A 25,078-nucleotide genomic window follows, 5' to 3' on the forward strand; every position below is an offset into this window, starting at 1 on the left:
ATGCATGCAACCAGCGGCAAAGTCGCTGATGCAGGCTTTATTGCAAAGTGTGTTGCTCAATAAATTCCTGCGGCTTCAAGCCTTCACGACTAACCAGCCGATTTAGCTCGATCCGCGGCAAGCGCACCGCCAGCAAACTGCTGCCGTCTTCGGTGTGGGACTCGCTTTGCACCGCACCCAAGGCGAAAAACTGTGCGCGCAAGCGCGCAAGGCGCTGCGGCAGCTGCAATGTACCGACAAACAGGTCATCACCCAACAGCTCGGCTATCGCCTGACGCAGTAACGGTAAACCACGCCCGTCACGCGCCGACAGCCAGACCCGCTGCGGCTTGCCGTCGGCATCGCGCTGAATCTGCGGCTCCACACCCTCAAGCAAATCGAGCTTGTTATACACCTCAAGCATCGGCAGTTCATGGGCACCGATTTCACCCAACACCGCCAACACCTGCTCGATCTGCTGATCGCGCTCGGGCTCGTGGGAGTCGATTACGTGCAGCAGCAGATCGGAATTGCTCGATTCCTCAAGCGTCGCACGGAACGCCTCGACGAGTTTATGTGGCAAATGCCGGATAAAGCCCACGGTATCGGCCAGCACGATCGGCCCCAGATCATCCAGTTCCAGACGACGCAGGGTGGGATCGAGAGTGGCGAATAGCTGATCAGCCGCGTAGACATCTGAGGTGGTCAGGGAATTGAACAGGGTCGATTTGCCGGCGTTGGTGTAGCCCACCAGCGATACCGAAGGAATATCCGCCCGCTGACGACCGCGCCTAGCCTGCTCGCGCTGGCTGCGCACCTTCTCGAGTTTCTGTTTGATCTGGCGAATCCGCACGCGCAACAGGCGGCGGTCGGTTTCCAGCTGAGTCTCACCCGGGCCGCGCAGACCGATACCACCCTTCTGCCGCTCAAGGTGGGTCCAGCCGCGTACTAGCCGCGTACTCATGTGGTCGAGCTGGGCCAGCTCGACCTGCAACTTGCCTTCATGGGTACGCGCACGCTGAGCAAAAATGTCGAGGATCAGACCGGTACGGTCCAATACTCGACACTCGAAAGCGCGCTCAAGGTTGCGCTCCTGGCTCGGCGTAAGCACGTGGTTGAAGATAACCAGATCAGCTTCGGCGGCCTTGACCTGATCACGCAACTCTTCAACTTTGCCACTGCCGATCAGGTACTTGGCCGTCAGCCGATTGCTCGGAACACTGAGGAACGCGACAGTTTCAGCACCGGCCGAGATGGCCAGCTCCTGAAACTCCTGCGGATCCTCGCGCGCCTCGGAATTTTGGCCGTCCAGATGAACCAGAATGGCCCGCTCTCCACCTTCATGGCGCTCGAAGAACAATGCAGCCTCCTAAATCAGGCGTTACCAGGCTCAGCTTCAGCTTGCTCGGTTTCGCTGGCGCTCGGCAGACGCACCGGACGGCTTGGCACTACAGTGGAAATGGCGTGTTTATAGACCATCTGGCTGACAGTGTTTTTCAGCAAAATCACGAACTGGTCGAAAGATTCAATCTGGCCCTGCAGCTTGATGCCGTTAACCAAATAAATAGAAACCGGGACGCGTTCCTTACGCAAGGTGTTCAGGTAAGGGTCTTGTAGCGAATGCCCTTTTGACATGTGCCGCACTCCTTTAAGGATAATTTTTCAATAATTTTAGTAAACCAACTAACGGCTTAAAGCCGCCATACCCCCAAGGATAGACGGCCAACGGCAAGGTCTCAGGTCAATATGGAGACCGCTGCCAGGTATTTCAAGGCACGCGGCAGATTGTCACAGTCGGCACTATCGAACCAGTGCACGTCCTGCTGCCAACCACGTAACCAAGTGAACTGTCGCTTGGCCAACTGGCGCGTGGCGATTATGCCCCGCTCCTGCATCTGCACAGCATCTAACTTGCCGTCCAGATGATCCCAGACCTGCCGATAACCCACCGCTCGTATAGACGGTAGCCCAACGTGCAAGTCACTTCGCTGACGCAGGCGTTCGACCTCGGCCACCAGCCCCTGTTCCAACATCAGGCGAAATCGCAGGGCTATTCGCTCGTGCAACAGCTGCCTTTGCGCCGGGGCAATGGCCAATTGCGCAACAGTATAGGGGAATTGGCGCACCGCCGATGCGCCACCCGCAGTATTTTCTGCAGCCTGGCGCTGACGATGTACTGTCATGCTCTGCCCACTCACGCGATAGACCTCCAGGGCGCGAATCAAGCGCTGCGGGTCGTTAGGGTGGATACGCGCGGCGGACTCGGGGTCGACCGCACGCAGCTCAGCGTGAAGCACCTCCCAACCTTCGGCCTGGGCGCGCGCCTCCAGCTCGGCGCGCAACGCCGCATCTGCGCTGGGCATATCGGCCAGACCTTCAAGCAACGCCTTGAAATACAACATAGTGCCGCCCACCAGCAGCGGAATACGTCCGCGCGCGGTGATTTCAGCCATGGCCGTCAGGGCATCGGCACGGAACTCGGCTGCCGAATAGCTCTCGGCCGGGTCACGAATATCGATTAAGCGGTGAGGAAACTCAGCCAGCGTGGCCTTGTCCGGCTTGGCCGTGCCGATATCCATATCACGGTAGATCAGCGCAGAATCAACGCTGATCAGCTCGCACGGCAGCACCCGCGCCAGCTCGATTGCCAGATCGGTCTTGCCGGCCGCTGTTGGCCCCATCAGGAAAATCGCCGGAGGCAGGCGCTCGGACATGCTAAAGAGTCTCTAAATGGCGCGGCGCTTAGCGGCCGCGCAGGAACAGCTTGTCCAGATCATCCATGCCCATCTGCGTCCAGGTCGGCCGACCGTGGTTGCACTGGCCGCTGCGCTCGGTATGTTCCATATCGCGCAACAAGGCATTCATTTCCGGCAAGGTCAGGCGCCGGTTGGCGCGCACGGCGCCGTGGCAAGCCATGGTGCCGAGCAGCTCATTGAGATGTGCCTGAATGCGGTCGGTGGTACCGTATTCGAGCAGATCACCCAGCACATCCTGCACCAGACGAGTGGCCTCGGCCTGCTTGAGCAATGCGGGAATCTGTCGGATAGCCAGGGTTTCCGGGCCCAAACGCTGTAGCTCAAACCCCAAGCGCTGGAACCACTCGGCATGCTCTTCGGCGCAGTCGGCTTCACGCTGGCTTACGGCAATCGACTCCGGCACCAGCAGCGGCTGACCGCGCAGACCTTCACTGGCCATGGCAACTTTTAAGCGCTCGTAGGTGATGCGCTCATGGGCTGCGTGCATGTCCACCACAACCAGGCCCTGAACGTTTTCGGCAAGAATATAGATGCCCTTGAGCTGGGCAATGGCATAGCCCAAGGGTGGAATATCACCTTGCGCATCCGGTAAGCCAGCAGGAGCCGGCGCAGTGGTCATAGGCGAGAAAAACTCGCGATAGGCGCCCTGTGCTTCGGCGGCCGGCAAGGCTGCTTCCGGACGGGAGCCTTGATAGCCGGCACCCGGCGAGCGCCATACTGAGGCGCTGGGCGCTGGCTGCAGCAGACTGGCGGCCAAGCCGATTTCACCTTGCGGGCCAAACTCGCCAGCTGCCTGCCCCGTGGGGCGCACCATCTCGCTCACAGCTGCTGGAGCAGCGAGCTGATCCTCCGGACGCACCTCACCCAGGGCTCGGTGCAGCGTGCCGTAGAGGAAGTCATGCACCATACGCCCATCACGGAAGCGCACTTCGTGCTTGGTCGGGTGCACGTTGACGTCTACCACCGACGGGTCGATTTCCAGAAACAGCACAAATGTAGGATGGCGACCGTTGAAGAGCACGTCGCGGTAAGCCTGGCGCACCGCGTGGGCGACCAGCTTGTCGCGCACCATGCGCCCGTTAACGTAGAAGTACTGCAGGTCAGCCTGGCTACGGGAAAACGTCGGCAAGCCCACCCAACCCCACAAGTGCAGACCGTTGCGTTCGATATCGATCGGCAGCGCCTGCTCGAGAAACGCAGGGCCACAGACCGAAGCCACCCGCCGCGCGCGACTCTGCTCATCCGGCGCCTCATGCAGACCGAGCACAGTCTTGCCGTTGTGACGCAGGTGGAAGGCCACGTCAAAACGCGCCAGCGCCAGACGCTTGATCACTTCCTGCAGATGATCGAATTCGGTTTTTTCGGTCTTGAGAAACTTGCGCCGTGCCGGAGTGTTAAAGAACAGATCGCGCACTTCTACCGAGGTGCCGACCGGATGCGCCGCGGGCTGCACACGGGGCTGCATATCACGGCCTTCGGTTTCCACCTGCCAGGCCTGCTCGGCACCCTCGGTGCGTGAGGTCAACGTCAGGCGTGCGACGGAGCTGATCGACGCCAGCGCCTCACCACGGAAGCCCAGGCTCATGACCTGCTCCAGGTCTTCAAGCTCGCGGATCTTGCTGGTGGCGTGGCGGGCCAGTGCGAGCGGCAGGTCATCCGGGGAGATGCCGCTGCCGTTATCACGCACTTTGAGCAACTTCACGCCGCCCTGCTCAACATCCACCTCGATACGTTTGGCGCCGGAATCCAGGCTGTTTTCCAACAGTTCCTTGATTACCGAGGCCGGGCGTTCAACTACCTCACCGGCAGCAATCTGGTTCGCCAGCCGCGGGCTGAGCAGCTGGATACGCGCAGTTTCACTCATGGCTGCACAGCCAGAGCAGTCGCGGGAATCTGCAAACGCTGGCCGACCTTGATCACATCGTTTTTCAGCGAGTTGGTACTGCGCAGCACGGCCAGGCTAACTTGATAGCGCTGGGCAATCAGCGCCAAGCTTTCGCCAGAGCTGACCACATGTTCGCGCGGCCCGAGGGCAATCTTGCCGTTGTCACGCAGCCAAGCCACGTGAGTGCCAGGCGGCGGGTTTTCATGGAAGAACTGCCGCACGCCTGTGACGATCGAGCGCGCCAGCGCTTGCTGATGGCTGGCACTGGACAGTTTGCGGGCTTCATTGGGATTGGAGATAAAACCGGTTTCCACCAGGATCGACGGAATATCCGGCGACTTCAGCACCATAAAGCCGGCCTGCTCTACCCGCCGTTTATGCAGCGGCGTCACCCGGCCCATATTGCCCAGCACCTTGTTGCCGACGTTCAGGCTGGATGACAACGATGCAGTCATCGACAGGTCGAGCAGCACCCCAGCGAGCATCTTGTCCTTGTCGTCCAGACTGACATTGCCGGCGCCGCCGATCAGGTCCGACTGGTTTTCCGCATCGGCCAGCCAGCGCGCAGTCTCCGAGGTGGCGCCACGATCTGACAGGGCATACACCGACGCACCGAATGCAGCGGCACGCGGTGCAGCATCGGCATGGATGGAAACAAACAGATCGGCGCCCTTCTTGCGGGCAATCTCAGTGCGTTTACGCAGTGGAATAAAGTAGTCGCCCGTGCGTACCAACTCGGCACGGAAGCCTTTCTCGGCATTGATCTGCCGCTGCAGTTCTTTGGAAATCGCCAGGGTCACGTGCTTTTCATACTGGCCTTTAACCGGCGACAGGGCGCCCGGGTCTTCACCGCCATGGCCGGCGTCGATGGCAATCACGATATCGCGCTTGCCGTTGGGCACTGGCGTCAGTTTCGGCGGCGCTTGCGTTGGCGTGACCGGAACTTGCGGTGCGGTGGCCACGGCCGTGCTCGGCAAGCTCGGTGCCGCACCACTCTCCTGATCGAACAAATCAACCACCAGACGATGCCCGTACTGCTGGTTAGGTGCCAGGGTAAAGCTCTTTGGCGTGACCGCTGCGGAAAGGTCAATCACCACACGCAGATCTTGCGGGGTGCGTTGTGCCGAGCGTACGCCGGTGATCGGGGTATTACTCAAGGTCAGCTGATCGAAGCTGGTAGCCAGTTTGGCCCCACTGACATCAATGACGATACGATTGGGCGCGGACAGCAGGAAAACGCTGTGTTGCACTGGACCGGACAGGTCAAACACCAGGCGCGTGTTATCCGGCGCACGCCACAAGCGGACACTGCGCACATCCGAAGCGGCCATTACATCGGCGACCAACGCCACCAATGCCACTCCAATTGCGATGAAACGCGCGCCTATGCGCATAGCCAACCCCATATCAAATTCATGCCCCGACGGCCAAAGTGGCGCACCAGGCGTTGCCGCGCTCGCCTTGCGCCCGCAGATGCAGCGCCCGGCCGGCTCCGTGCGGGCTAATGGTAATGTCCATGTCCGCCTTTGGCAAAACGCCTGCGCCGCGTTGCGGCCACTCGACCAGACACAGGGCATCGCCTTCGAAATAGTCACGAATGCCGAGAAACTCCAGCTCCTCAGGATCAACCAAGCGGTACAGGTCGAAGTGATAGGCCCTTACTGCACCTAACTCATAGGGTTCGACCAGGGTAAAGGTTGGGCTTTTCACCGCCCCTACATGCCCTAGCCCGCGAATGATGCCGCGCGACAAGGTGGTTTTACCGGCACCGAGATCGCCATGTAGGTAGATCACGCCAACGCCGCCGCTCGCCTCTGCGATGCGCGCGCCCAGCGTCAGCATCGCGTCCTCATCCGCGGCAAACAGTTCTAATTCAGACACGCAGACTGCTCCTGCAACAATTGACGAATAACCGCACATAAATCACTGGCCGCCAGACCACGGCCCTGCTGCGCCAACTGCTCACCCGCGCAGGCATGCAGATAGACCGCCAGTTGGGCCGCTTCCAGCGCAGACAGCCCTTGGGCTAGCAGCGCACCGATCAAACCGGCCAACACATCGCCCAAGCCAGCACCGGCCATGACGGGATGGCCACGATCACACAACCACAAACCACCATCCGGCGCAGCAATCAGGCTGCCTGCGCCTTTCAGCACACATACCGTTTGAAAGCGCCGCGCCAGGGCTCGTGCGGCGGCCGGACGATCGGCCTGCACCTCGGCCGTACTGATACCCAGCAAGCGCGCTGCCTCGCCGGGGTGCGGCGTCATCACGGCACCTGCTGGTAACTGGACCTGCGCGCGCGCCAGCAGGTTCAGCGCATCAGCATCCCACACCTGCGCAGCGCGGCTGACGGAAGCCGCCGACAGCAGGCTGCGCCCCCACGCTTCCTGACCCAGCCCCGGCCCGACCACCCAGACGCTGGCATTCGCGCCCAGCGCCAGCAACTGATTGGCCGAGGCCACGCCAGCGGCCATTACCTCGGGTAAACGCGCCTGCGCTGCAGGCAAATGCTCACCACGGGTCGTCAAGCTCACCAGCCCGGCACCGGCGCGCAGCGCGCTTTGCGCCGCCAGCAGGCCGGCGCCGGCAAAGCCACGATCCCCACCCACGACTAACACATGGCCTAACTGGCCCTTGTGCACGCTGCGCGAGCGAACCGGCAACTGCGGCAAGCTGGCCTGCGTCAAGCGCTGCGCGGTAAAGGTTTGAGCAGCGACCAGAGCCGTATCGGCCTGCAGATCGTCAAACTGCAATTCACCCAGATAATCCGCCGACTGCCCGGTAAATAGGCCCAGCTTTAGGCCGATCAGAGTGACCGTCAGTTGCGCACGCACAGCAACGCCCGACACCTGACCGGTATCGGCGCAAAGCCCGGACGGAATATCCACCGCCAGCACCGGCAGATCACTGGCATTCAACAAACGGATAGCCTGGGCATAAGGCTCGCGCACTGCGCCTTGCAAGCCCGTGCCAAGCAGTGCATCGAGCACCACGCCCTGCAGCTCGGCGCACTCGCTCCAAGGCTGCACCGCCACACCAGCAGCAAGCGCATGGTCACGGGCCAACGCGGCATCGCCCTGCAACAGCGCCGCCTCGCCGACCGCCAGCACCTGCACCCGCCAGCCCGCACGCAACGCCAAGGCTGCCACCAGATAGCCGTCACCGGCGTTATTACCGAGCCCGGCCAGCACCGTCAGCACACCGGCATCTGGCCAGCGCCGACGCAAAGCACGCCAGATGGCATGCGCGGCGCGGCTCATCAGCTCGAAACCCGGCGTGCCGGCAGCGATCAATCGCGCATCCAGCTCACGCACTTGGGCGGCGCTGTACAGCGGCAGAGGAAGATTGTCAGGCGAATGCAGCATGCGTTGGCTCCGATGTCTGGCAGAATTATACCCACCTGCGCCCCGGTTACCCGCCCTCATATGAACACTGACACCCTTGACCTTATCGCCCTTGCCCAGTCGATCAAAGACTGGGGCCGCGAGCTGGGCTTTCAGCAGGTCGGGATTGCCGATGTGCAACTGGGCGAACACGAGGCGCACCTGCAGCGCTGGCTGGATGCTGGTTACCAGGGCGAGATGGACTATATGGCCGCCCACGGCAGCAAACGTTCCCACCCGGACGAACTGGTACCGGGCACCCTGCGCGTGGTGTCGCTGCGCATGGACTACCTGCCCGGCGACACGCAGATGGCCCAACGCCTCGGCCAGCCTGAGAAAGCCTACGTATCGCGCTACGCCCTGGGCCGCGATTACCACAAGCTGATTCGTAAACGCTTGCAGCAGCTGGCCGAACGCATCCAGCAGCAGATCGGCCCGTTTGGCTTTCGCGCCTTTGTCGACAGCGCGCCGGTGCTGGAGAAAGCCATCGCCGAACAGGCTGGGCTTGGCTGGATCGGCAAAAACACCCTGGTGCTCAACCGCAAGGCCGGCAGCTACTTCTTCCTTGGCGAGCTGTTTGTCGACCTGCCGCTGCCGGTCGACCCGCCACACGCCAGCGAGCATTGCGGGCGTTGCACGGCCTGCATGGATATCTGCCCCACCGCCGCCTTTGTTGGCCCCTATGTGCTGGATGCGCGGCGCTGTATTTCCTACCTGACCATCGAACTCAAGGGCTCAATCCCTGAAGAGCTGCGCGCGCCCATCGGCAACCGGGTGTTTGGTTGCGACGACTGCCAAATGGTCTGCCCATGGAACCGCTTTGCCAAACCCACCGAACAGGGAGACTTCCAACCGCGCCATAGCCTGGACAATGCCGAGCTGGCCGAGCTGTTCTGTTGGAGCGAAGAAGAATTTCTTAACCGCACCGAGGGCTCGCCGCTGCGCCGCGCAGGCTACGAGCGCTGGCTACGCAACCTGGCCGTCGGCCTGGGCAACGCGCCCTCCAGCATCCCAGTGCTAGAAGCACTCAAAGCGCGCCGCGAGCATCCATCAGAATTAGTGCGCGATCACGTCGAATGGGCGCTAGCCCGCCACGGCCTGTAACCGAGCACGCAGAAAAAAGCCCGCAGTAGCGGGCTTTTTCGTGCATCACACTTTAAGAAAGTGTTGACGGTAGTGCTTCAACTCGGCGATGGACTCGCGAATATCGTCGAGAGCCTGGTGCGTGCCCTGCTTCTGGAACGATTCCTTGACCTGCGGCGCCCACAGGCCAGCAAGGATTTTCAGGGTAGACACATCCAGATAGCGGTAGTGAAAGTAGGCTTCCAGGTTCTGCATGTATTTGTAGAGGAAGCGCCGGTCCTGGCCAATGCTGTTGCCACAGATCGGCGACTTGCCCTTCGGCACCCACTGCTCAAGGAAGGCGATGGTCATGGCTTCCGCTTCGGCAGGACCAATGGTGCTTTCGCGCACGCGCTGGGTCAGGCCGCTCTGCCCGTGAGTACGGGTGTTCCACTCATCCATGCCGGCAAGCAGCTCATCACTCTGGTGCACGGCAATCACCGGGCCTTCGGCGAGGATGTTCAAATCGCTGTCGGTAACGATGGTGGCCATCTCGATGATGACGTCTGTTTCAGGCTCCAGACCGGTCATTTCTAGGTCGATCCAGATCAGGTTATTGGCGTTCTGCATGCGCGGCTCCTCAACTAAGGCCGACAGTTTAACAGGTCGCCGGAAAACCACTGCGCTCGGCTGACAGCATTGCGCTCAAGCCGCGCCGCGCATGCGCCACACCAGTAGCCGCGACTTGCGCCAGTCGTGCAGTTCGATCTGCTGATCCGCCGGCTGCCCCGGCACCTCGAAAGTGTTGCTGATCAACAGGCTGCCGGCCGGCATCTGCTCGCAGGCCTTGGCCCACAGCTCGGGCATCGGCGCAGGTGAGAGGAAGCAATACACCACATCAAAAGCAGCCAAGTCGGTGCACCAGAGGTTTTCGTAGCGAATCTGGCAATTGCGCTGAGGCACGGCACGCAACCAGGCGATGGCGAAGGACAACGGCGCGGTCTCAACACCAACAAACTGCGCCTGCGGATAATGGCGGGCCAAGCTCAGCAGCGCACCGGCAGGACCACAGCCCAGATCAATAAAACGAAACTGCGCAGGCTGCTGGTCAAGCACTGCGCACAAGTGCTGACGCGCACCGGCAGCGGTCAGGTACAAGGGCACCCGCTCGCCAAAGCTATTCCAGTTGAGCAACAACAGCAGGACAAAACCGCCGAGAAATACCCAGGATGGCAGCGGCGCACCACTGGCCAGCAACAGCGCAGGAACGAACAGCAGGTTCAAGCCGCACCACCAGCGCGACAACCCCAGATAACGTGCCAGCGTGGCAGCCAGCAGCCCTTGCAGCAGGCCGGCCGCCATTAAGGTTGGACGCCAGGGTGACAGCTGAGCGATCAGGTACAGCGCCAAACCGACCAGCAGGGTTGCCCCCAGCTGAGCAGACAACGCCAGCAACGCCGGATAGTGGCGAACAACGCGCAACATGCAGACTCCTCAACCACCCGACCGATGATGCGCCGCAGTTTAGCTGCGCCAGCAGCTCAATAGGCAGCCCGTGCTAGACTCGCGACCGTTTATTGCGCAATTCAACTCTCGGAAGACCCATGGCCAAACGCCAACTCAACCGCCGGCAAAACTGGCGTATCGAAAAAATTCAGGGCGAGCGTGCCGCCCGCGCCGCCAAGCGCGAGTCGCAGGCTGTACAGATTCTTGAAGGCGGCGACCTCGGCCCGGAACAGACCGGCCTGGTCATCGCGCACTTCGGCGTACAGGTCGAAGTAGAAGCGCTGGATGGCGAATTGGCCGGCAAGGTATTCCGCTGCCACTTGCGCGCCAACCTGCCGACCATGGTCACCGGTGACCAAGTGGTGTGGCGCGCCGGCAACCAGGGCATTGGCGTAATCGTCGCGCAACTGCCACGTAGCACCGAACTCTGCCGCCCGGACACCCGTGGCCAGCTCAAGCCGGTAGCCGCCAACGTCGACCTGATCGTGATCGTCTTCGCCCCACTGCCCGAGCCCCACGCCAACCTGATCGATCGCTACCTGGTGGCCGCCGAGCACGCGGGTATCCGTCCGTTGCTGTTGCTGAACAAGACCGACCTGCTGGACGAGCAGAATGCCGTGGCACTCAACCGCATGCTCGGCGTGTATCGCGAACTCGGTTATCCGCTGCTGGAAGTGTCGGCCCACGGCGGCGACGGCATGCAGCAGCTTCAACAGCAACTTGATGGCCACGTGAGCGTCTTCGTCGGCCAGTCCGGCGTCGGTAAATCATCGCTGGTCAACAGTCTGCTGCCAGAAGTCGATACCCGCGTCGGGCCGCTCTCCGAATTGACCGGCAAAGGCACGCACACCACCACCACCGCGCGGCTGTTCCACTTCCCCGGCGGCGGCGAACTGATCGACTCCCCTGGGATTCGCGAGTTCGGCCTGGTGCACGTGAGTCGTGATGACGTCGAAGCCGGCTTTATCGAGTTTCACGACCTGATCGGCCAATGCCGCTTCCGCGACTGCAAGCACGATCGCGAACCGGGCTGCGCCATGCTCAAAGCCCTGGAAGATGGGCGCCTGCACCCGCAGCGCATGGCCAGCTACCGGCATATTCTGGCCAGCCTGCCAGAAGCCGAGTACTAAGATGCACAAGGCCGCGACAATGCGCGGCCTTGTGTCAGCAGAGCATGCTCACTCAGCGGGCTGATCGAACTGCAGCACGCCTTCTTCGAAGATATTCAACCGTTCACGCAATTGCCCATCCGGCAATGGATCACCAGGTGCGGCAGGCGCAGCCGCAGCCGGTGCTACCGGCGCAGCGCCAGGCACTGCAGGCGCTTCATCTGCCGCTGCATCGCCTTGCTCACCTTCGATGGCGCGCTGCGCCTTCTTGGTCAGTACAACAATATCGATACGCCGGTTGACCGGATTGAGCGAATTCTCGCGGTCAAATAACGCCGAGGACGCATAGCCCACCACGCGCGCGACCTGCTCGTCGTCATAGCCGCCGGCAATCAGCACCCGCCGCGCCGCATTGGCACGGTCCGAAGACAGCTCCCAGTTGCCATAGCCGCCGCGACCGACAAAAGGCGCCGCATCGGTGTGACCACTGACACTGATCTTGTTCGGTACTGCGGCGATGGTGTCGGTCATGGCCAACAGAATGTCTTCAAAATACGGCTGTAAGCGTGCGCTACCGGAGGCAAACATCGGCCGATTTTCGGCATCCATGATCTGGATGCGCAGACCGTCCTGGGTGATTTCGAAGAGGATCTGGTCCTTAAAGTTCTGCAGCTGAGGGTTTTCTTCAACCTTGTTCTGCAGCTCCTGCAGCAACAACTCCAGTCGCTCGCGCTCGACTTCTTCGGCGACTGATTCGGCCTGCAACTTGTCCACATCGGCCTGGGCATCCTCAGCAGGGCTTTGCTCTTCCTGGGGTTCAGGGTTGAGGGTGCGATCAGGCGCCGGCGTTGGCGTGCCGCCCAGGTCAATCACATACGGGCTGGCGCTTTCCGAGAAGCCTACCGGGTCCTGAAAGTAGCCGGAAATCAACTTCTTCTGCTCAGGCGTCGCCACGGTCATCAGCCACATCACCAGAAAGAACGCCATCATTGCCGTGGCAAAGTCGGCAAAGGCAATTTTCCAGGCGCCTCCGTGATGACCACCGGCAACCTTCTTTACCCGTTTGACGATAATGGGCTGATTGTTTTCCATGCTATGACTCAGCCCCCACGCATGGCCTGTTCAAGCTCGCTAAAGCTTGGACGGTGCGCTGGGAACAGCACCTTGCGGGAGAACTCCACAGCCAGCGACGGCGGCATACCGGAGGCCGAAGCCACCAAACCGGCCTTGATCGCTTCATAGACGTTCAGCTCTTCCTTGGCATCGTGCTCCAACGCTGCCGACAGGGGCCCGAAAAAGCCGTAGGAGGCCAGAATCCCAAGGAAGGTACCGACCAGCGCGGTGCCCACCTTCTGCCCGATCTCCGCGTTATCCGCTTCGGCGAGAATCGACATGGTGATCACGATACCCAGTACCGCCGCCACGATACCCATGGCTGGCATACCGTCGGCCACCTTGGCTACGGCATGCGCAGGGTGCTCGATTTCTTCCTTGAGGCTGGAAATTTCCATATCGAACAAGCCTTCCAGCTCATGCGGCGCCATGTTGCCGGATGACATGATGCGCAGGTAATCACAGATGAACGAGGTCATCTGCTGATCCTTAAGGATGCCGGGGTACTTACTGAAAATCGGGCTGGCGGCAGGGTCTTCAACATCGGCCTCAATAGCCATCATGCCTTCGCGGCGGCTCTTGTTGAGAATCTCGTACAGCAGCTTTAGCACATCAAGGTAATACGCATGAGTAAAGCGCGAGCTGAACATGCTCAGCGACTTCTTGAACACATGCATAAAGGCGCTGCCGGGGTTGGCTTGCAGGAAAGCCCCTAACGCAGCACCACCGATGATCATCACCTCAAAGGGATGGACCAACGACATAAACGTACCGCCCGAGAAAATAAATCCGCCCAACACGCTGGCGAATACAACAATGATACCGATGATTTTTGCCATAGAAAGAGACTTGCCAGAGAGGGTAGAAAGGGGCTTTGCAAAACAACCCTTCTATTTATCGGAAGTTTTGCGCGAGACTATAGCCAGTTAAGGTCAAAAGCCAGCTTGTCTCAACCCGCATGCCAAAGCCCGCCTCTTATCCGCGCACCCTGACAGACTGGCTCAAGCAGCTAGACAGCCAGCTATTGCCTGCGTCCAGTGATAGCCAGCAGAAGCTGCGCCGCGCCTTGGCAGACAGCAATCGCTCCATGCGCGAGCTGGCTGACTTGATGCAAAGCTGCCCCGCGCTGGCGCTCAGCGTGTTGCGCGAAGCCAACCGCAAGAGCAGCGGCCTCAGTGAGCAAACCGAAAGCCTGGAGGCCGCCATCAGCCGCCTCGGCATCAAGCGCACCGAACAACTGCTCAACGCCCTCCCGGCCATGCCCGAGCAGGAACTGCCGAAAGCGCTACGGCAAATCCTGCTAATCAGCCAACACGCCAGTCACCAGGCAAATGGTCTATTTGCAGGCCGCCTGGCAAGGCTGTGGCAGGAGATACACTGGGGCAGCCTGCTGTTTCTGGCGCCAATATGGACGTTGCTTGCAGCGCACGCTGAACTGTTCGAGGTGTGGGAGCAGCGCGTTTTGGTCAAGGGCGAAGCCGCAAGCAAGGTTGAACAAGAGCTGCTGGGCGTACCGTTACTTAAATTGTGCTTGGCGCTGAGTGAGCAGTGGCATTTGCCAGAATGGGTCATCCAGGGCTATCGACTACTGGTCAGCGACCGACGCCTGCTGGTCAAAGCGCTGCACATTGCCCGCGACAACGAACACCCACTGCACCAGCAGCAAATCCTCGACGCAGACAGCAACCTGCGCCGCTGGCTGACGCAGCCAGCCAACAGCATTCTGTTGGCCAACGGCCTGGCGCTTTCCGCGCACTACGCGTGGAATAGCCCGCACAGCCTGCGCTGGCAGCGTCTGACCGGTTTATTCCTGCAACTGCCGCTCGATAACGTGCAACAGCTGCTACACCAGAATGCTGTTAGCAGCGCCCGACAGATGGCCAGCACCGACCTCTGGCACCCCGCAGAAGCGCTGCTCTGGCCCTGGCAGGCGCGGCACCTGCAAGCCATAGTCGAGCAACCCAAGCCCGCAGTTATCAGTGAATGGCGTCAGCAATGTGCGCAACTGCTCGCCCAACCCAGCGCATTCAGCAATGTGCTGCAGCTCACCGCCTGCGCCAATCAGGCTATCCAGGCCTGCGGCATGCAGCGTGTACTGATTTTACTGGCCGACCGCAATCACACACGCCTGATGGCCCAGCAGCAGAGCGGCCTGGATAAAGCCGCCGCCAGCCTCAGTCTGGATCCGCAGCAAAGCCAGGTGCTGCGCCGCCTGCTCAGCGCTCCCGCGCAGCTAAAACTGAGCCCAGCCAACATCGCGCAGTTTTCCGCCATGCTGCCTGGCTCGCTGAAAAGCCTGTTCCCCAGCGAGCACTTGCTGATTCGCTCGATTGCCAGCAACAACCGCGTGGTCATGCTGATCTTCGCCGACCAGGGCGGCCGGGCGCTGAGCGATGCCGGCATGCAGGGCTTCGGCAAAACCGTGCAATGCATTGAGCGCGCCCTGACCAGCTTTGCCAACCGCGGGCGCTAGGCTTTCCGCTACAATCCGTCCTTTCCTGTCAAAAGAGGCCTGGCATGACCGCCTTCGCTGAGCTGCCCCTGCTGATCGAACCTGCGCACCTGGCCAGCCGCCTGGATGCACCCGAGCTGATCCTGGTTGACCTGACCAGCAGCACGCGCTATGCCGCTGGCCACATTCCGGGCGCATATTTTGTCGACCCCAAGCGCACCCAATTGGGTCAACCGCCGGCGCCAGGCTTGCTGCCAGAGCAGGCGCAACTTGAGCAACTGTTCGGCGAGCTAGGGCATAACCCCAACGCGGTTTATGTGGTGTACGACGATGAAGGCGGCGGCTGGGCCGGACGCTTTATCTGGCTGTTGGATGTAATTGGTCACACGCGTTACCACTACCTGGACGGCGGCCTGCATGCTTGGCTGGCAGAAGACCGCGAACTCAGCACAGCAGTCCCCGCGGCTCACACACAGCCCGTTGCGCTACAACTCGACAGCGCACCAACCGCCACGCGCGAATACCTGCAAAGTCGCCTTGGCGCTGCCGATCTGGCGATCTGGGATGCCCGTGCACCAGCCGAATACCGTGGCGAGAAAGCCCTGGCCCAAAAAGCTGGGCATATTCCTGGCGCGATCAACTTTGAATGGACCGCCGGCATGGACCCTGCCCGTGCATTGCGCGTCCGCTTGGATATCCAAGCACAACTCAGCAGCCTCGGTATCACGGCCGATAAAGAAATCATCACCCACTGCCAGACTCACCACCGCTCAGGCTTCACCTACCTGGTTGCCAAGCTCCTTGTCTACCCGCGGGTCAAAGCCTACGCAGGCTCATGGGGCGAGTGGGGCAATCATCCGGACACGCCGGTCGAGCGCTGAACACCTGCCGACCGCCAGCCACTTTTAAGGAATGCTAATGAAAGACCGCCTGTTTATCCTCAGCCAGTACCTGCTGCCGCACCACCTACTGTCGCGTCTGATTGGCTGTGCCGCCGAATGCCGCGTCGGCTGGTTCAAGAATCGTCTGATCGGCTGGTTCGCCAAGCAGTACCACGTCAACATGAAAGAAGCCCAGGTCGAAGACCTGACTGCTTTTGCTCACTTCAATGACTTTTTTACCCGCGCCCTGAAAGATGGCGCCCGCCCGCTCGACAGCAGCCCTGGCGCCGTGCTCTGCCCGGCCGATGGCGCAGTCAGCCAACTGGGTAAAATTGAACAAGGCCGGATATTTCAAGCCAAGGGCCACAGCTTCAGCGCGATCGAACTGCTGGGCGGTGACACGGAGCGCGCAGCAGCATTCATGGGCGGTGAGTTCGCCACTATTTACCTGTCGCCCAAGGATTATCACCGCGTGCACATGCCGCTGGCCGGCACGCTGAAAGAAATGGTCTACGTACCCGGTCGACTGTTCTCGGTCAACCAGACAACCGCAGAGAACGTGCCTGAACTGTTTGCCCGCAATGAGCGCGTGGTCTGCCTGTTCGACACCGAGCGCGGCCCGATGGCCGTGGTGCTGGTCGGCGCAATGATCGTGGCGTCGATCGAAACCGTCTGGGCGGGCCTGGTGACACCGCCAAAACGCATGCTGAAAACATTCAGTTACGATGAAGCCGCTCGCGCACCGGTCGTGCTGGACAAAGGCGCAGAACTCGGACGTTTCAAACTGGGCTCTACCGCCATCGTACTGTTTGGCCCGGAGCAGGTGCAGTGGGCTGAAGAACTAGCCGCCAACAGCCCCGTCCAGATGGGCCAGCGTCTCGGCGCAGCACGCGGCTAACCCTCAAAACCCGGCACTGTCCGCGCATGCGGACAGTGTCGTGACGACCGCTCAGAGTGAACCTCTGAGCATGAAAACCAGTCACAACAAAGACTTCCAGAAGATTTGTGTGTCGCGCCAGCTTGGCAACCCAGCCAAGGACATGGCTGCGAGGCATGCGAGATGCTGCTAGAGTCGAAACATAATTCCTAGACTCACCTGCCTTGCCCGTGTGCTGGAGTATCCGATTTAGATGGATAAACAGAATTCTCACTTGCTACTGCGCGTTACCACGCCGGATAAGCAAAGCCTGTCATTCTGCGACGCCAGTCCTCGTGATCTGAAGAAATGGGTCGACGGCCTACCCAAAGCTAATATCGGTGAAACCGCACGCCAGCTCTACCAAGCACTGGTCGAACTCAACCAACTGCTGACGCCCTCGGAAAATCGCCTGCAACTGCTGGAAATTCTCCGACCGGAAATCTACTTCGTCTGCAAACAGCTGGAAAAGCACTTCCTCAACCAAGCCATCGTGCTGGATGAGCGGCCACGCAAAGTCGCCAACCTTTGCCAGGCGCTACAAAACCACCTGGCCATTGGCTATAAACTGATCGTGGCACGCCTGGCTGCACAGCCTGGCCGCGAACGGCATCAACTGCTTGCCGTTGCCCTGCAGCGTGCAACCCATAGCCTGTGCGGCCCGTTGATTCGTGCCAGCCAGCTGTACTGCCCGGTCCCTGAAGGGCTTTGGCTTGAGCTGCATCAGCTGTATCAGATCGCTCTCGCACGCAGTCTGCACAAGACCATGATTCGTGATACTCAGGCCCTGCGCACACAAGGCCTGAGCACCGAACAAAGCTATCTGGTAGCTCTGCTGCTCGGCTGCGCGCGCTGCAACCAGATGCGCCAAAGCGCCATCGCACGCTTGGCAGAAGTGCTTGAGCCTTGGAGCGCGCTGGCCACCCTACAGGCTGGCGATGAGCCGTCCAGCCTGTTCGCTGTTGCGCCGCAACTGGATGGTCCGCCCCGCTATATTTCGCTGTTCCAGCAAACCGAGCTGCACAAAGCGCTAGGAATCGACCCCAGCCAACTGGTCGACGCCATCAAAGAGCACCTGCTGCTGCCGGCCGAAAACATTGCTCAATCACGCCTGACCGTGCCCGAAGGCTTCAGTCACGACATGCTGCAGCATCTGGCCGCAGCCTGGGGCGATATAGCCGAGCGTACCTTCCAGCGCAGCCAGGGCCAAGGCGCCCTGACGCTATGTATCGGAATGAGTGCTCTGCACTTCTACTTGGCGGGCAAGCGTCCGTTCAACGAGGTGCTGCAAGTTCCGGTGACAACCAATGCGGCTGTCTTCAAGGCTGACACCGGCGCACCGGATATCTGGTCAAACGCTTTCGACGCCCAGAAGAGCAACCAGTGGGAAAACGGTCTTCCCTTCGAAGAGATTCAGTACAACAAGCCGCATCAGCCCAATCAGCCCGACGAAGCCAATAGCCAGGAAAGCTACCCGACCTACGAAGTGGCCATCGTCAATATCAGCCCTGGCGGCTATTGCCTGTCGTGGCCGAAAGACGTGCCGAACCAGCTCCAGGCCGGCGAGCTGCTTGGCGTACAAGGCCTGCCACGGCAGGGCTGGAGCATTGCTGTAGTGCGCTGGATTCGCCAGGTTCGCGGCGGTGGCACGCAGATGGGAATTGAACTGATTGCCCCTCATGCGCAAGCCTGCGGCCTGCAACTGGTGCGCAAAGCGGAGCAAAACAGCCAGTACCTGCGCGCCCTGCTACTGCCGGAAATCAGCGCCATCTCCCGCCCCGCCAGCCTGATTACCGCACGCCTGCCATTTCAGGAAGGCAATAAAGTCAGTATCAACCTGAATGGCAATGAACACCGCGCAGTATTGAGTCGCCGACAGACCAGCACTGGCAGTTTCAACCAGTTCGAATACCGGGGTGTCGAGCAGATCGGCAGTGAGCAAGGGAAGCCTGTCACAGCGCCGAAAAACCGCAGACCAGGCGGGGAGGAAGACTTTGACTCACTCTGGAAGTCGCTGTAGATTGCCGACGCACTCCCTTTTGTCGCCTTTTCGCGCCCGTTCGGCGCAGATTTGATACCACACCATGGCCATTGATAAAAAAACCATTCGGCTACTGATCCTCGAAGATTCGCAGAACGAGGCTGAACGCCTGGTCAGCCTGTTCCGCAACGCCGGACGGGCAACCCGCGTGCATCGTTTGACCTCCAGCGACGACCTCGCCGAGGCCCTGCAACAGAGCTGGGACTTGTTGATCTGTGCCCCAAGCAGTGAACAACTCCCCCCAGGGGAGGCGATTGGCGCGATCCGCCGCCAGGCAAAAGACATTCCGGTCATTCAACTGCTTGCTGATAATGACTCCGACAGCGTCACCGAAGCACTGATGCTCGGCGCCCAGGACGCATTGCCGCAGGGTGAAGACGAACGCCTGATACTGGTTGCCAAGCGCGAGCTGGCCAACCTGGAAGAACGCCGGGCTCGCCGCGCCTCGGAAGTCGCCCTGCGCGAGGCGGAAAAACGTTGCCAGCTGCTACTCGACAGCTCCGTGGATGCCATCACTTACGTGCACGATGGCATGCATATTTATGCCAACCGCGCCTACCTGGAACTGTTCGCCTACGAAGATGCCGATGAGCTGGAAGGCATGCCGATGATCGATTTGATCGGCAGCAGCGACCAGTCCAGCTTTAAGGACTTCCTGAAGAATTATCAAAGCGTCGAAGGTAATGCGGAACTCCACTGCGCTGGGATCAAAGCCAATGGCCAGAGTTTCCCGGCACAGATGAGCTTCTCCCCGGCGACCTACGATGGCGAACCGTGCATTCAGGTGGTGATTCGCGCCGAGACGGGTAACGCCGAACTGGAAGAGAAACTCCGCGAGATCAGCACGCAGGACCTGGTCACGGGTTTGTTCAACCGCACCCATTTCCTTGAGCTGATGGACAGTGCAGCAGAGCGTGCAGTGAATGCGGGCCAGCCATCCTGCCTGGCCTACATCAGGGTCGACCGCTACGCCAGCCTGCTGGCCGACATCGGCCTAGCCGGCATCGACATCCTGCTCACCGACCTGGCTAATCTGCTGCGCGCGCACTTTGGTGCCGACGCACAACTCGCTCGCTTTGGTGATGATGTGTTTACGGTGTTGCAGCCCGGCGTCAACCCGGAAAGCACCCGCGAGCTTCTCAACGGCCTGCTGAAAAAAGTTGAAGGCCACTTGTTCGATGTCAGCGGTCGCACCGTTCAAAGCACCCTGTCGATTGGTGTGGCCGGGCTCAACGAGAAGACCGCCAAGGCTCAGGAAGTGGTCGACCGCGCTCACCGTTGCGCAGACGAGCTGAGCGATGGCAACGCAATCAAACTGTTCAACCCAGCTGATGAGCTGGCCGCAGCGGCAAGCCGTGGCAATATCGTCGCCATGATTCAACAAGCGCTGGAAAAGAACAGCTTCCGCCTGCTGTTCCAGCCGATCATCAGTTTGCGCGGCGACAGTTTTGAGCACTATGAAGCGCTGCTGCGCTTGGTCGGCCCGCAGGGCGAAGAGATTCCGCCGACAGAACTGTTCAATGCCGCGAAAGACGCGGGGCTTGCTGAAAAGATTGATCGCTGGGTCATCCTTAACTCGATCAAACTGCTGGCGGACCACCGCAGCAAAGGCCACAATACCCGCCTCTTTGTGCACCTTTCAAGCGCCAGCTTGCAGGACCCGACCCTGCTGCCTTGGCTCAGCGTAGCCCTGAAAGCGGCGCGCTTGCCCTCAGACTCGCTGGTGTTCCAGTTCAGCGAGCCGGATGCAATTGCTTACCTCAAGCAGGCCAAAGCCATCACCCAAGGCCTCAACGAGCTGCACTGCAAGTCGGCGATTACCCAGTTCGGCTGCTCACTGAACCCGTTCAACACCCTCAAGCACCTGCACATCGACTTCGTAAAAGTCGACAGCTCCTTCTCTCAGGACCTGAGTAGTGCAGAAAACCAGGAAGCCCTGAAAACCCTGCTGGCTAGCCTGCACTCTCAGGCCAAGCTGACCATCGTGCCCTTTGTCGAGAGCGCCAGCGTGCTGGCTACGCTCTGGCAGGCCGGGGTCAACTATATCCAGGGGCATTACCTGCAGGGCCCAAGCCAGTCGATGGATTACGACTTCTCGGCCGGCGATGAGTAAGGCTGCGCACTGACGCACCTGACTGATGGCCATAAATAATCAGCACTAAAAAGCCGCCCTAGGGCGGCTTTTTAGTGCCGGTGTTTACTCCAGGCCGTCGCGGTCGCGAAAACCTAGCAAGTAGAGAATGCCATCCAGCCCCAGAGTCGAAATCGCCTGCTTGGCCGATTGTTTGACCAGCGGCTTAGCGCGGAACGCCACGCCCAACCCGGCAATGGCCAGCATCGGCAGGTCATTGGCGCCATCACCCACGGCAATGGTCTGTTCCAGACGCAAGCCTTCTTTGGCAGCTAGCTCGCGCAGCAAATCGGCTTTGCGCTGAGCATCGACAATCGGCTCGACTGCGACACCCGTGACCAAACCATCAACGATCTGCAGTTCGTTGGCGAACACATAGTCGATGCCCAGTTTGGCCTGCAGCTGCTTGGCAAAGTATGTGAAGCCACCGGAAAGGATCGCCGTCTTGTAACCCAGGCGACGAAGCTCGCTGAACAAGGTTTCAGCGCCTTCGGTAAGGCGCAACGAAGCGCCGATATCGGCCAACACGGTTTCCGGCAGCCCCTTGAGCAGCGCCAGACGCTCGCGGAAGCTCGCGGCAAAATCCAGTTCGCCGCGCATCGCGCGCTCGGTAATCTCGGAAACCTGCTCACCGACGCCCGCAGCTTTGGCCAGCTCGTCGATCACTTCGGCCTCGATCAGTGTCGAATCCATGTCGAACACCGCCAGGCGGCGATTACGGCGGAACAGCGAATCGCGCTGGAAGGCGATATCGACATTCAACTCCTGCGCCACGCTAAGGAACTCGGCACGCAAGGCCGCAGGATCGGCCGGCTCGCCCCGCACGGAGAACTCGATGCAGCCCTTGCCCTGCTCGGCCGGCATATCTAACGGCATACGCCCGGACAGACGGTCGATATGGTCGATATTCAGGTCATACCGCGCGGTAATTGCGCTGACGCGCTGCAGCTGCTCGGCGGTGACCTTGCGCGTCAGCAGGGTGACGATATGCCGAGCCTTGCCCTGGCCGCTGACCCACTGCTGATAATCAGCCTCGGACACTGGAGTGAAGCGCACCTGCTGATCGAGCTTGTAGGCGGTAAAGAGGATGTCCTTGAGCACCGAAGAGGCGCGCTCGTTATCCGGGATCTCGACCAGAATGCCGAACGACAGGGTGTCATGGATCACCGCCTGGCCAATATCGAGGATATTCACCCCGCCCTGGGCCAGCACGCCGGTGATGGCGGCAGTCAAACCGGGACGATCTTCGCCGGTGATATTGATCAGGACGATTTCGCGCAAGGCTCGGTCTCCAGTACAGCGTCAGGGGCAGCAGCTTGCTGAACAGGTCACAAGCCGTGGAAAAGGCGCACATTCTACCCATTTTCAGCGGCAAACAGCCACGCACGGCGCTTTGCCCACCGCAGGGGCGCCGCTATACTGCGCGCCAACTACAGTCGACATGAGCCGAGCTCTGTGAACCGGCCCACCCCCGTAAAACCCGATAATTTCTTCCTGCTGCTGTTCCAGGCCCTGCGCCAACGGCGTATTCCCCTGGCGCTGCGCATTGTCAGCCATAGCCTGCTGCTGGTCGCCCTGGCCCTGGTGATCTACGGCTGGGTGATCGGCATGCAGTTCAAGCATGCCATGCAGCAACAGGCTGAAGCCTTGGGCACCAGCCTAATCACCCAGACGGCGGCCTCGGCGACCGAGCTGCTGGTGTCCAACGACATCCTCAGCCTCAACGTGCTGCTCAATAACCTGGTGAAAAACCCGCTGGTGGCCCATGCCGCGATCTACAGCGTGGACAACCGCATCCTTGCCGAGGCCGGCTCACGCCCGAGCCAGAGCATGCTCGGGGAGACCGAGGGGCTGTATTCGACGCCCATCACCTTCCAGGAGGTGATCGCCGGGCAGCTGCGCATCAGCCTGGACATGCAGCAGTTCCAGCAACCGATGACTATCAGCCTGCAGAGCATGGGCATCCTCAGCCTGATTCTGCTGGCCCTGACCCTGTCCCTGAGCATGCGCCTGGGCCGACATATCTCCACGCCACTGCTGCAGCTGCGCGTCTGGCTGCGCGACCCGGACGATCCTGCCCCTGGCGCTGGCCGCCAGGATGAAATCGGCGATCTGGCGCGCCAGCTGCAAGCGCGCCTGGTACCGGAAAAGCCTGCACAGCCAGAAGCTGAAGAAGAGCCGTTCTACGACGACGAGCCGGCCGCCCAGCACGATGATGACTACCTGCCCGAGTCGTTCGATGATGAGCCGGACTTCGAAGTCCGCGACCTGCGCGATGATCGCTTCGATGCGCAAGGCGAGTTAACCGAACCGCTGCATCGCGATGACCAGCCCTACGCCGAGAGCGCAGTGGACGATCCGTTTTCCGAGCTACGCGATCAAACCGAGCGTGAAGCCGCGCCAGCTCCCGCGATTCGGCAGCCACTACCCAGCGCCGTACTGGCGATCCAGCTGGGCGCACAGGAACAGCTGCGCCGCTTGCCGCGCACCCGTTTGATGGAGCTGCTGCAGCGTTACCGTGATTGCCTGGACCAGGCGGCCAGCCTGTATCAGGGCGAACTGCACACCTTGAGCGACGGCAGTAGCCTGATGTTGTTCCATCAACTGGATATTGGTGAGGACTACCTGACCCACGCCATCTGCTGCGGCGAACTGATGCGCGCCCTCGGCCATGCCTTGCAGATCGAGGTTGCTGACAGCGGCATTACCCTGCAATTGCAGCTGGGCCTGACCCTGGGTGAAAACCTCAGCGACCTCAGCCAAGGCGATCTGCTGCTCAGTGAAACAGCACAAAATGCCTTGGCGCTGTCCCAGCACAGCCGCAACTTGCTGCTGGTTGAACGCAGCATTGCCGATGACGCCCTGGTCAGCCAGCGTGCGCGTATTCGCGCCATTGCCAGCCCGCAAGGTGCATGCTGCGTAGAGCGCTTGCTGGAACCCTACCCGTCGCTGCTTGAGCGCCAACTCGCACGCATGCACGAGAGTCACTGATCACTCAGCATAAAAAAGCCCGCCAAATAGCGGGCTTTTTTGTGGCGAATGACCTAGAAGCGGAACACTTCCCCTTCACTGCGAATCGGCTCAGCTACGGGAATACGCGGCACATCAGGTACCGTGGGCTTGGCCGGCGCCGGACGGCGAACCGGTGCGGGGGCGACTTGCGGGGCGGGCTTGCCATGGGTTTCCACTGCAGCGGCTAATTGCGCCACCAGTTGCTGCACCACCAGGCTTTGCGCACGCACCTGATCGACGATGCTGCCACTGTGGGCCTCCTCCAGGCGCACTAAACGCCCGTCGAGCAGCTTGCCGTCGGCACCGGCCAAACGCCACTGCGCCTCCAGTACAGCCGGGCGCTGCGGACCGGAATCCAAGCGGGTGATCGACACGCCCAAACGCACCTGCGGTACAAAGCCTGCAGTCGCCGGTGCCAGTACCAGGCGCTGGCTGTTCAAACGCGAGGCCAGCTGGCGCAGCAACTGCTGATCGATATCCGCCGCTAAACTGCCGGCCCAACGCGCATCTTCGGCGGCGGTTAAGCTGCCATCGGCCTGGCGTTGCAACAGGGCCTCGCGTTGCAGGTAATCGGCAACCGCCACCGGCCCGAGCAGCACAGCAATGCCTTGCTCGGCAGCAGGTACACGAATTTCGCCGCTGTCGAGTTGATACAACGGCGCTTGCTGATAACGCATACAACCCGTCAGGCCAAGCGCACCGGCCAATAGCAAAATTCCGGGGAAACGCAGTGCAGTCATCTCACTCATCCAACCGGCCAGTCTGCCGGCGTGCATACACATTAGGTGCAGGCGGCTCACTTACGTGACCCGCCTTACGGCCGCGTATCATCCTTGAAAGCCGCTCACG

Annotated in this window: 21 protein-coding genes; 8 read left to right on the plus strand and 13 right to left on the minus strand. The window is 60.7% G+C overall.

What is annotated here, in order from left to right; genetic code table 11:
* Positions 1 to 37 precede the first annotated feature (37 nt).
* The 7 genes from hflX to HCI85_RS06025 all read right to left on the minus strand — a co-directional run bounded on the left by hflX (position 38) and on the right by HCI85_RS06025 (position 7,988).
* Positions 38 to 1,339 (minus strand): ribosome rescue GTPase HflX, encoded by a 1,302-nt coding sequence (gene hflX / locus HCI85_RS05995; protein ID WP_090249674.1) that lies wholly within the window; start codon positions 1,337 to 1,339, stop codon positions 38 to 40.
* 14 nt (positions 1,340 to 1,353) lie between these two features.
* Positions 1,354 to 1,614, minus strand: coding sequence for an RNA chaperone Hfq (gene hfq / locus HCI85_RS06000; RefSeq protein ID WP_090249679.1), 261 nt, complete (start codon positions 1,612 to 1,614; stop codon positions 1,354 to 1,356).
* Positions 1,615 to 1,715: 101 nt separating this feature from the next.
* Positions 1,716 to 2,693 (minus strand): tRNA (adenosine(37)-N6)-dimethylallyltransferase MiaA, encoded by a 978-nt coding sequence (gene miaA, locus HCI85_RS06005; protein ID WP_167142988.1) that lies wholly within the window; start codon positions 2,691 to 2,693, stop codon positions 1,716 to 1,718.
* 28 nt (positions 2,694 to 2,721) lie between these two features.
* The gene (gene mutL, locus HCI85_RS06010; protein WP_167142991.1) at positions 2,722 to 4,599 is read right to left on the minus strand and encodes a DNA mismatch repair endonuclease MutL; all 1,878 of its coding nucleotides are present in this window, start codon (positions 4,597 to 4,599) and stop codon (positions 2,722 to 2,724) included.
* Positions 4,596 to 6,026 (minus strand): N-acetylmuramoyl-L-alanine amidase, encoded by a 1,431-nt coding sequence (locus tag HCI85_RS06015; protein ID WP_374725303.1) that lies wholly within the window; start codon positions 6,024 to 6,026, stop codon positions 4,596 to 4,598. Before HCI85_RS06015 ends, mutL begins: the two co-directional genes overlap by 4 nt.
* 7 nt (positions 6,027 to 6,033) lie before the next feature.
* On the minus strand, positions 6,034 to 6,501 hold the full coding sequence (gene tsaE, locus HCI85_RS06020) for a tRNA (adenosine(37)-N6)-threonylcarbamoyltransferase complex ATPase subunit type 1 TsaE (protein ID WP_167142994.1): 468 nt from the start codon (positions 6,499 to 6,501) through the stop codon (positions 6,034 to 6,036).
* Complete coding sequence (locus HCI85_RS06025) at positions 6,489 to 7,988, minus strand: NAD(P)H-hydrate dehydratase (protein WP_167142997.1); 1,500 nt, start codon at positions 7,986 to 7,988, stop codon at positions 6,489 to 6,491. The genes tsaE and HCI85_RS06025 overlap by 13 nt, the downstream gene beginning before the upstream one ends.
* A gap of 60 nt (positions 7,989 to 8,048) precedes the next feature.
* Between HCI85_RS06025 and queG the strand changes: the two genes are divergently transcribed.
* Complete coding sequence (queG, locus tag HCI85_RS06030; RefSeq protein ID WP_167142999.1) at positions 8,049 to 9,110, plus strand: tRNA epoxyqueuosine(34) reductase QueG; 1,062 nt, start codon at positions 8,049 to 8,051, stop codon at positions 9,108 to 9,110.
* A gap of 45 nt (positions 9,111 to 9,155) precedes the next feature.
* Here the strand turns inward: queG and orn are convergent, their stop codons facing one another.
* Together orn and HCI85_RS06040 are read right to left on the minus strand one after the other, a co-directional pair.
* On the minus strand, positions 9,156 to 9,698 hold the full coding sequence (gene orn, locus HCI85_RS06035) for an oligoribonuclease (protein WP_090249695.1): 543 nt from the start codon (positions 9,696 to 9,698) through the stop codon (positions 9,156 to 9,158).
* A gap of 75 nt (positions 9,699 to 9,773) precedes the next feature.
* Positions 9,774 to 10,553 (minus strand): class I SAM-dependent methyltransferase, encoded by a 780-nt coding sequence (locus HCI85_RS06040; protein WP_167143002.1) that lies wholly within the window; start codon positions 10,551 to 10,553, stop codon positions 9,774 to 9,776.
* A gap of 119 nt (positions 10,554 to 10,672) precedes the next feature.
* On the opposite strand from HCI85_RS06040, the gene rsgA reads away from it, so the two are divergent.
* The gene (rsgA, locus tag HCI85_RS06045; RefSeq protein WP_167143004.1) at positions 10,673 to 11,704 is read left to right on the plus strand and encodes a small ribosomal subunit biogenesis GTPase RsgA; all 1,032 of its coding nucleotides are present in this window, start codon (positions 10,673 to 10,675) and stop codon (positions 11,702 to 11,704) included.
* A gap of 48 nt (positions 11,705 to 11,752) precedes the next feature.
* On the opposite strand, the gene motB is transcribed toward rsgA, so the two are convergent.
* A complete protein-coding gene (motB, locus tag HCI85_RS06050) occupies positions 11,753 to 12,775 on the minus strand; it encodes a flagellar motor protein MotB (RefSeq protein ID WP_167143007.1) in 1,023 nt (340 codons plus the stop codon).
* 8 nt (positions 12,776 to 12,783) lie between these two features.
* On the minus strand, positions 12,784 to 13,635 hold the full coding sequence (gene motA / locus HCI85_RS06055; protein WP_167143010.1) for a flagellar motor stator protein MotA: 852 nt from the start codon (positions 13,633 to 13,635) through the stop codon (positions 12,784 to 12,786).
* Between the two features lie 119 nt (positions 13,636 to 13,754).
* On the opposite strand from motA, the gene HCI85_RS06060 reads away from it, so the two are divergent.
* The 5 genes from HCI85_RS06060 (at position 13,755) to HCI85_RS06080 (ending at position 21,199) form a co-directional block, all read left to right on the plus strand.
* Positions 13,755 to 15,269: an HDOD domain-containing protein gene (locus HCI85_RS06060; protein WP_167143013.1), complete on the plus strand. Its 1,515-nt coding sequence runs from the start codon at positions 13,755 to 13,757 to the stop codon at positions 15,267 to 15,269.
* Positions 15,270 to 15,313: 44 nt separating this feature from the next.
* Positions 15,314 to 16,129 carry a rhodanese-like domain-containing protein gene (locus HCI85_RS06065; protein ID WP_167143016.1) on the plus strand — a complete coding sequence of 272 codons (816 nt, stop codon included), beginning with the start codon at positions 15,314 to 15,316 and terminating at the stop codon, positions 16,127 to 16,129.
* Positions 16,130 to 16,160: 31 nt separating this feature from the next.
* Positions 16,161 to 17,027 (plus strand): archaetidylserine decarboxylase, encoded by an 867-nt coding sequence (gene asd / locus HCI85_RS06070; protein ID WP_090249713.1) that lies wholly within the window; start codon positions 16,161 to 16,163, stop codon positions 17,025 to 17,027.
* 232 nt (positions 17,028 to 17,259) lie between these two features.
* Positions 17,260 to 19,065 carry a molecular chaperone gene (locus tag HCI85_RS06075; RefSeq protein WP_167143021.1) on the plus strand — a complete coding sequence of 602 codons (1,806 nt, stop codon included), beginning with the start codon at positions 17,260 to 17,262 and terminating at the stop codon, positions 19,063 to 19,065.
* 64 nt (positions 19,066 to 19,129) lie between these two features.
* Positions 19,130 to 21,199: an EAL domain-containing response regulator gene (locus HCI85_RS06080; protein WP_167143024.1), complete on the plus strand. Its 2,070-nt coding sequence runs from the start codon at positions 19,130 to 19,132 to the stop codon at positions 21,197 to 21,199.
* A gap of 84 nt (positions 21,200 to 21,283) precedes the next feature.
* Here HCI85_RS06080 and serB read toward each other — a convergent pair whose 3' ends face one another.
* Positions 21,284 to 22,498, minus strand: coding sequence for a phosphoserine phosphatase SerB (gene serB, locus HCI85_RS06085; RefSeq protein ID WP_160013015.1), 1,215 nt, complete (start codon positions 22,496 to 22,498; stop codon positions 21,284 to 21,286).
* A gap of 174 nt (positions 22,499 to 22,672) precedes the next feature.
* Between serB and HCI85_RS06090 the strand changes: the two genes are divergently transcribed.
* A complete protein-coding gene (locus HCI85_RS06090; protein ID WP_167143027.1) occupies positions 22,673 to 24,208 on the plus strand; it encodes an AhpA/YtjB family protein in 1,536 nt (511 codons plus the stop codon).
* 53 nt (positions 24,209 to 24,261) lie between these two features.
* On the opposite strand, the gene HCI85_RS06095 is transcribed toward HCI85_RS06090, so the two are convergent.
* Positions 24,262 to 24,969, minus strand: a complete 708-nt coding sequence (locus HCI85_RS06095) for a PqiC family protein (protein WP_167143030.1) — start codon at positions 24,967 to 24,969, stop codon at positions 24,262 to 24,264.
* Between the last annotated feature and the right edge of the window lie 109 nt (positions 24,970 to 25,078).

Origin of the sequence: Pseudomonas sp. OTU750018 (assembly GCF_011636575.1) — a bacterium.
Lineage (GTDB): Bacteria > Pseudomonadota > Gammaproteobacteria > Pseudomonadales > Pseudomonadaceae > Aquipseudomonas > Aquipseudomonas peli.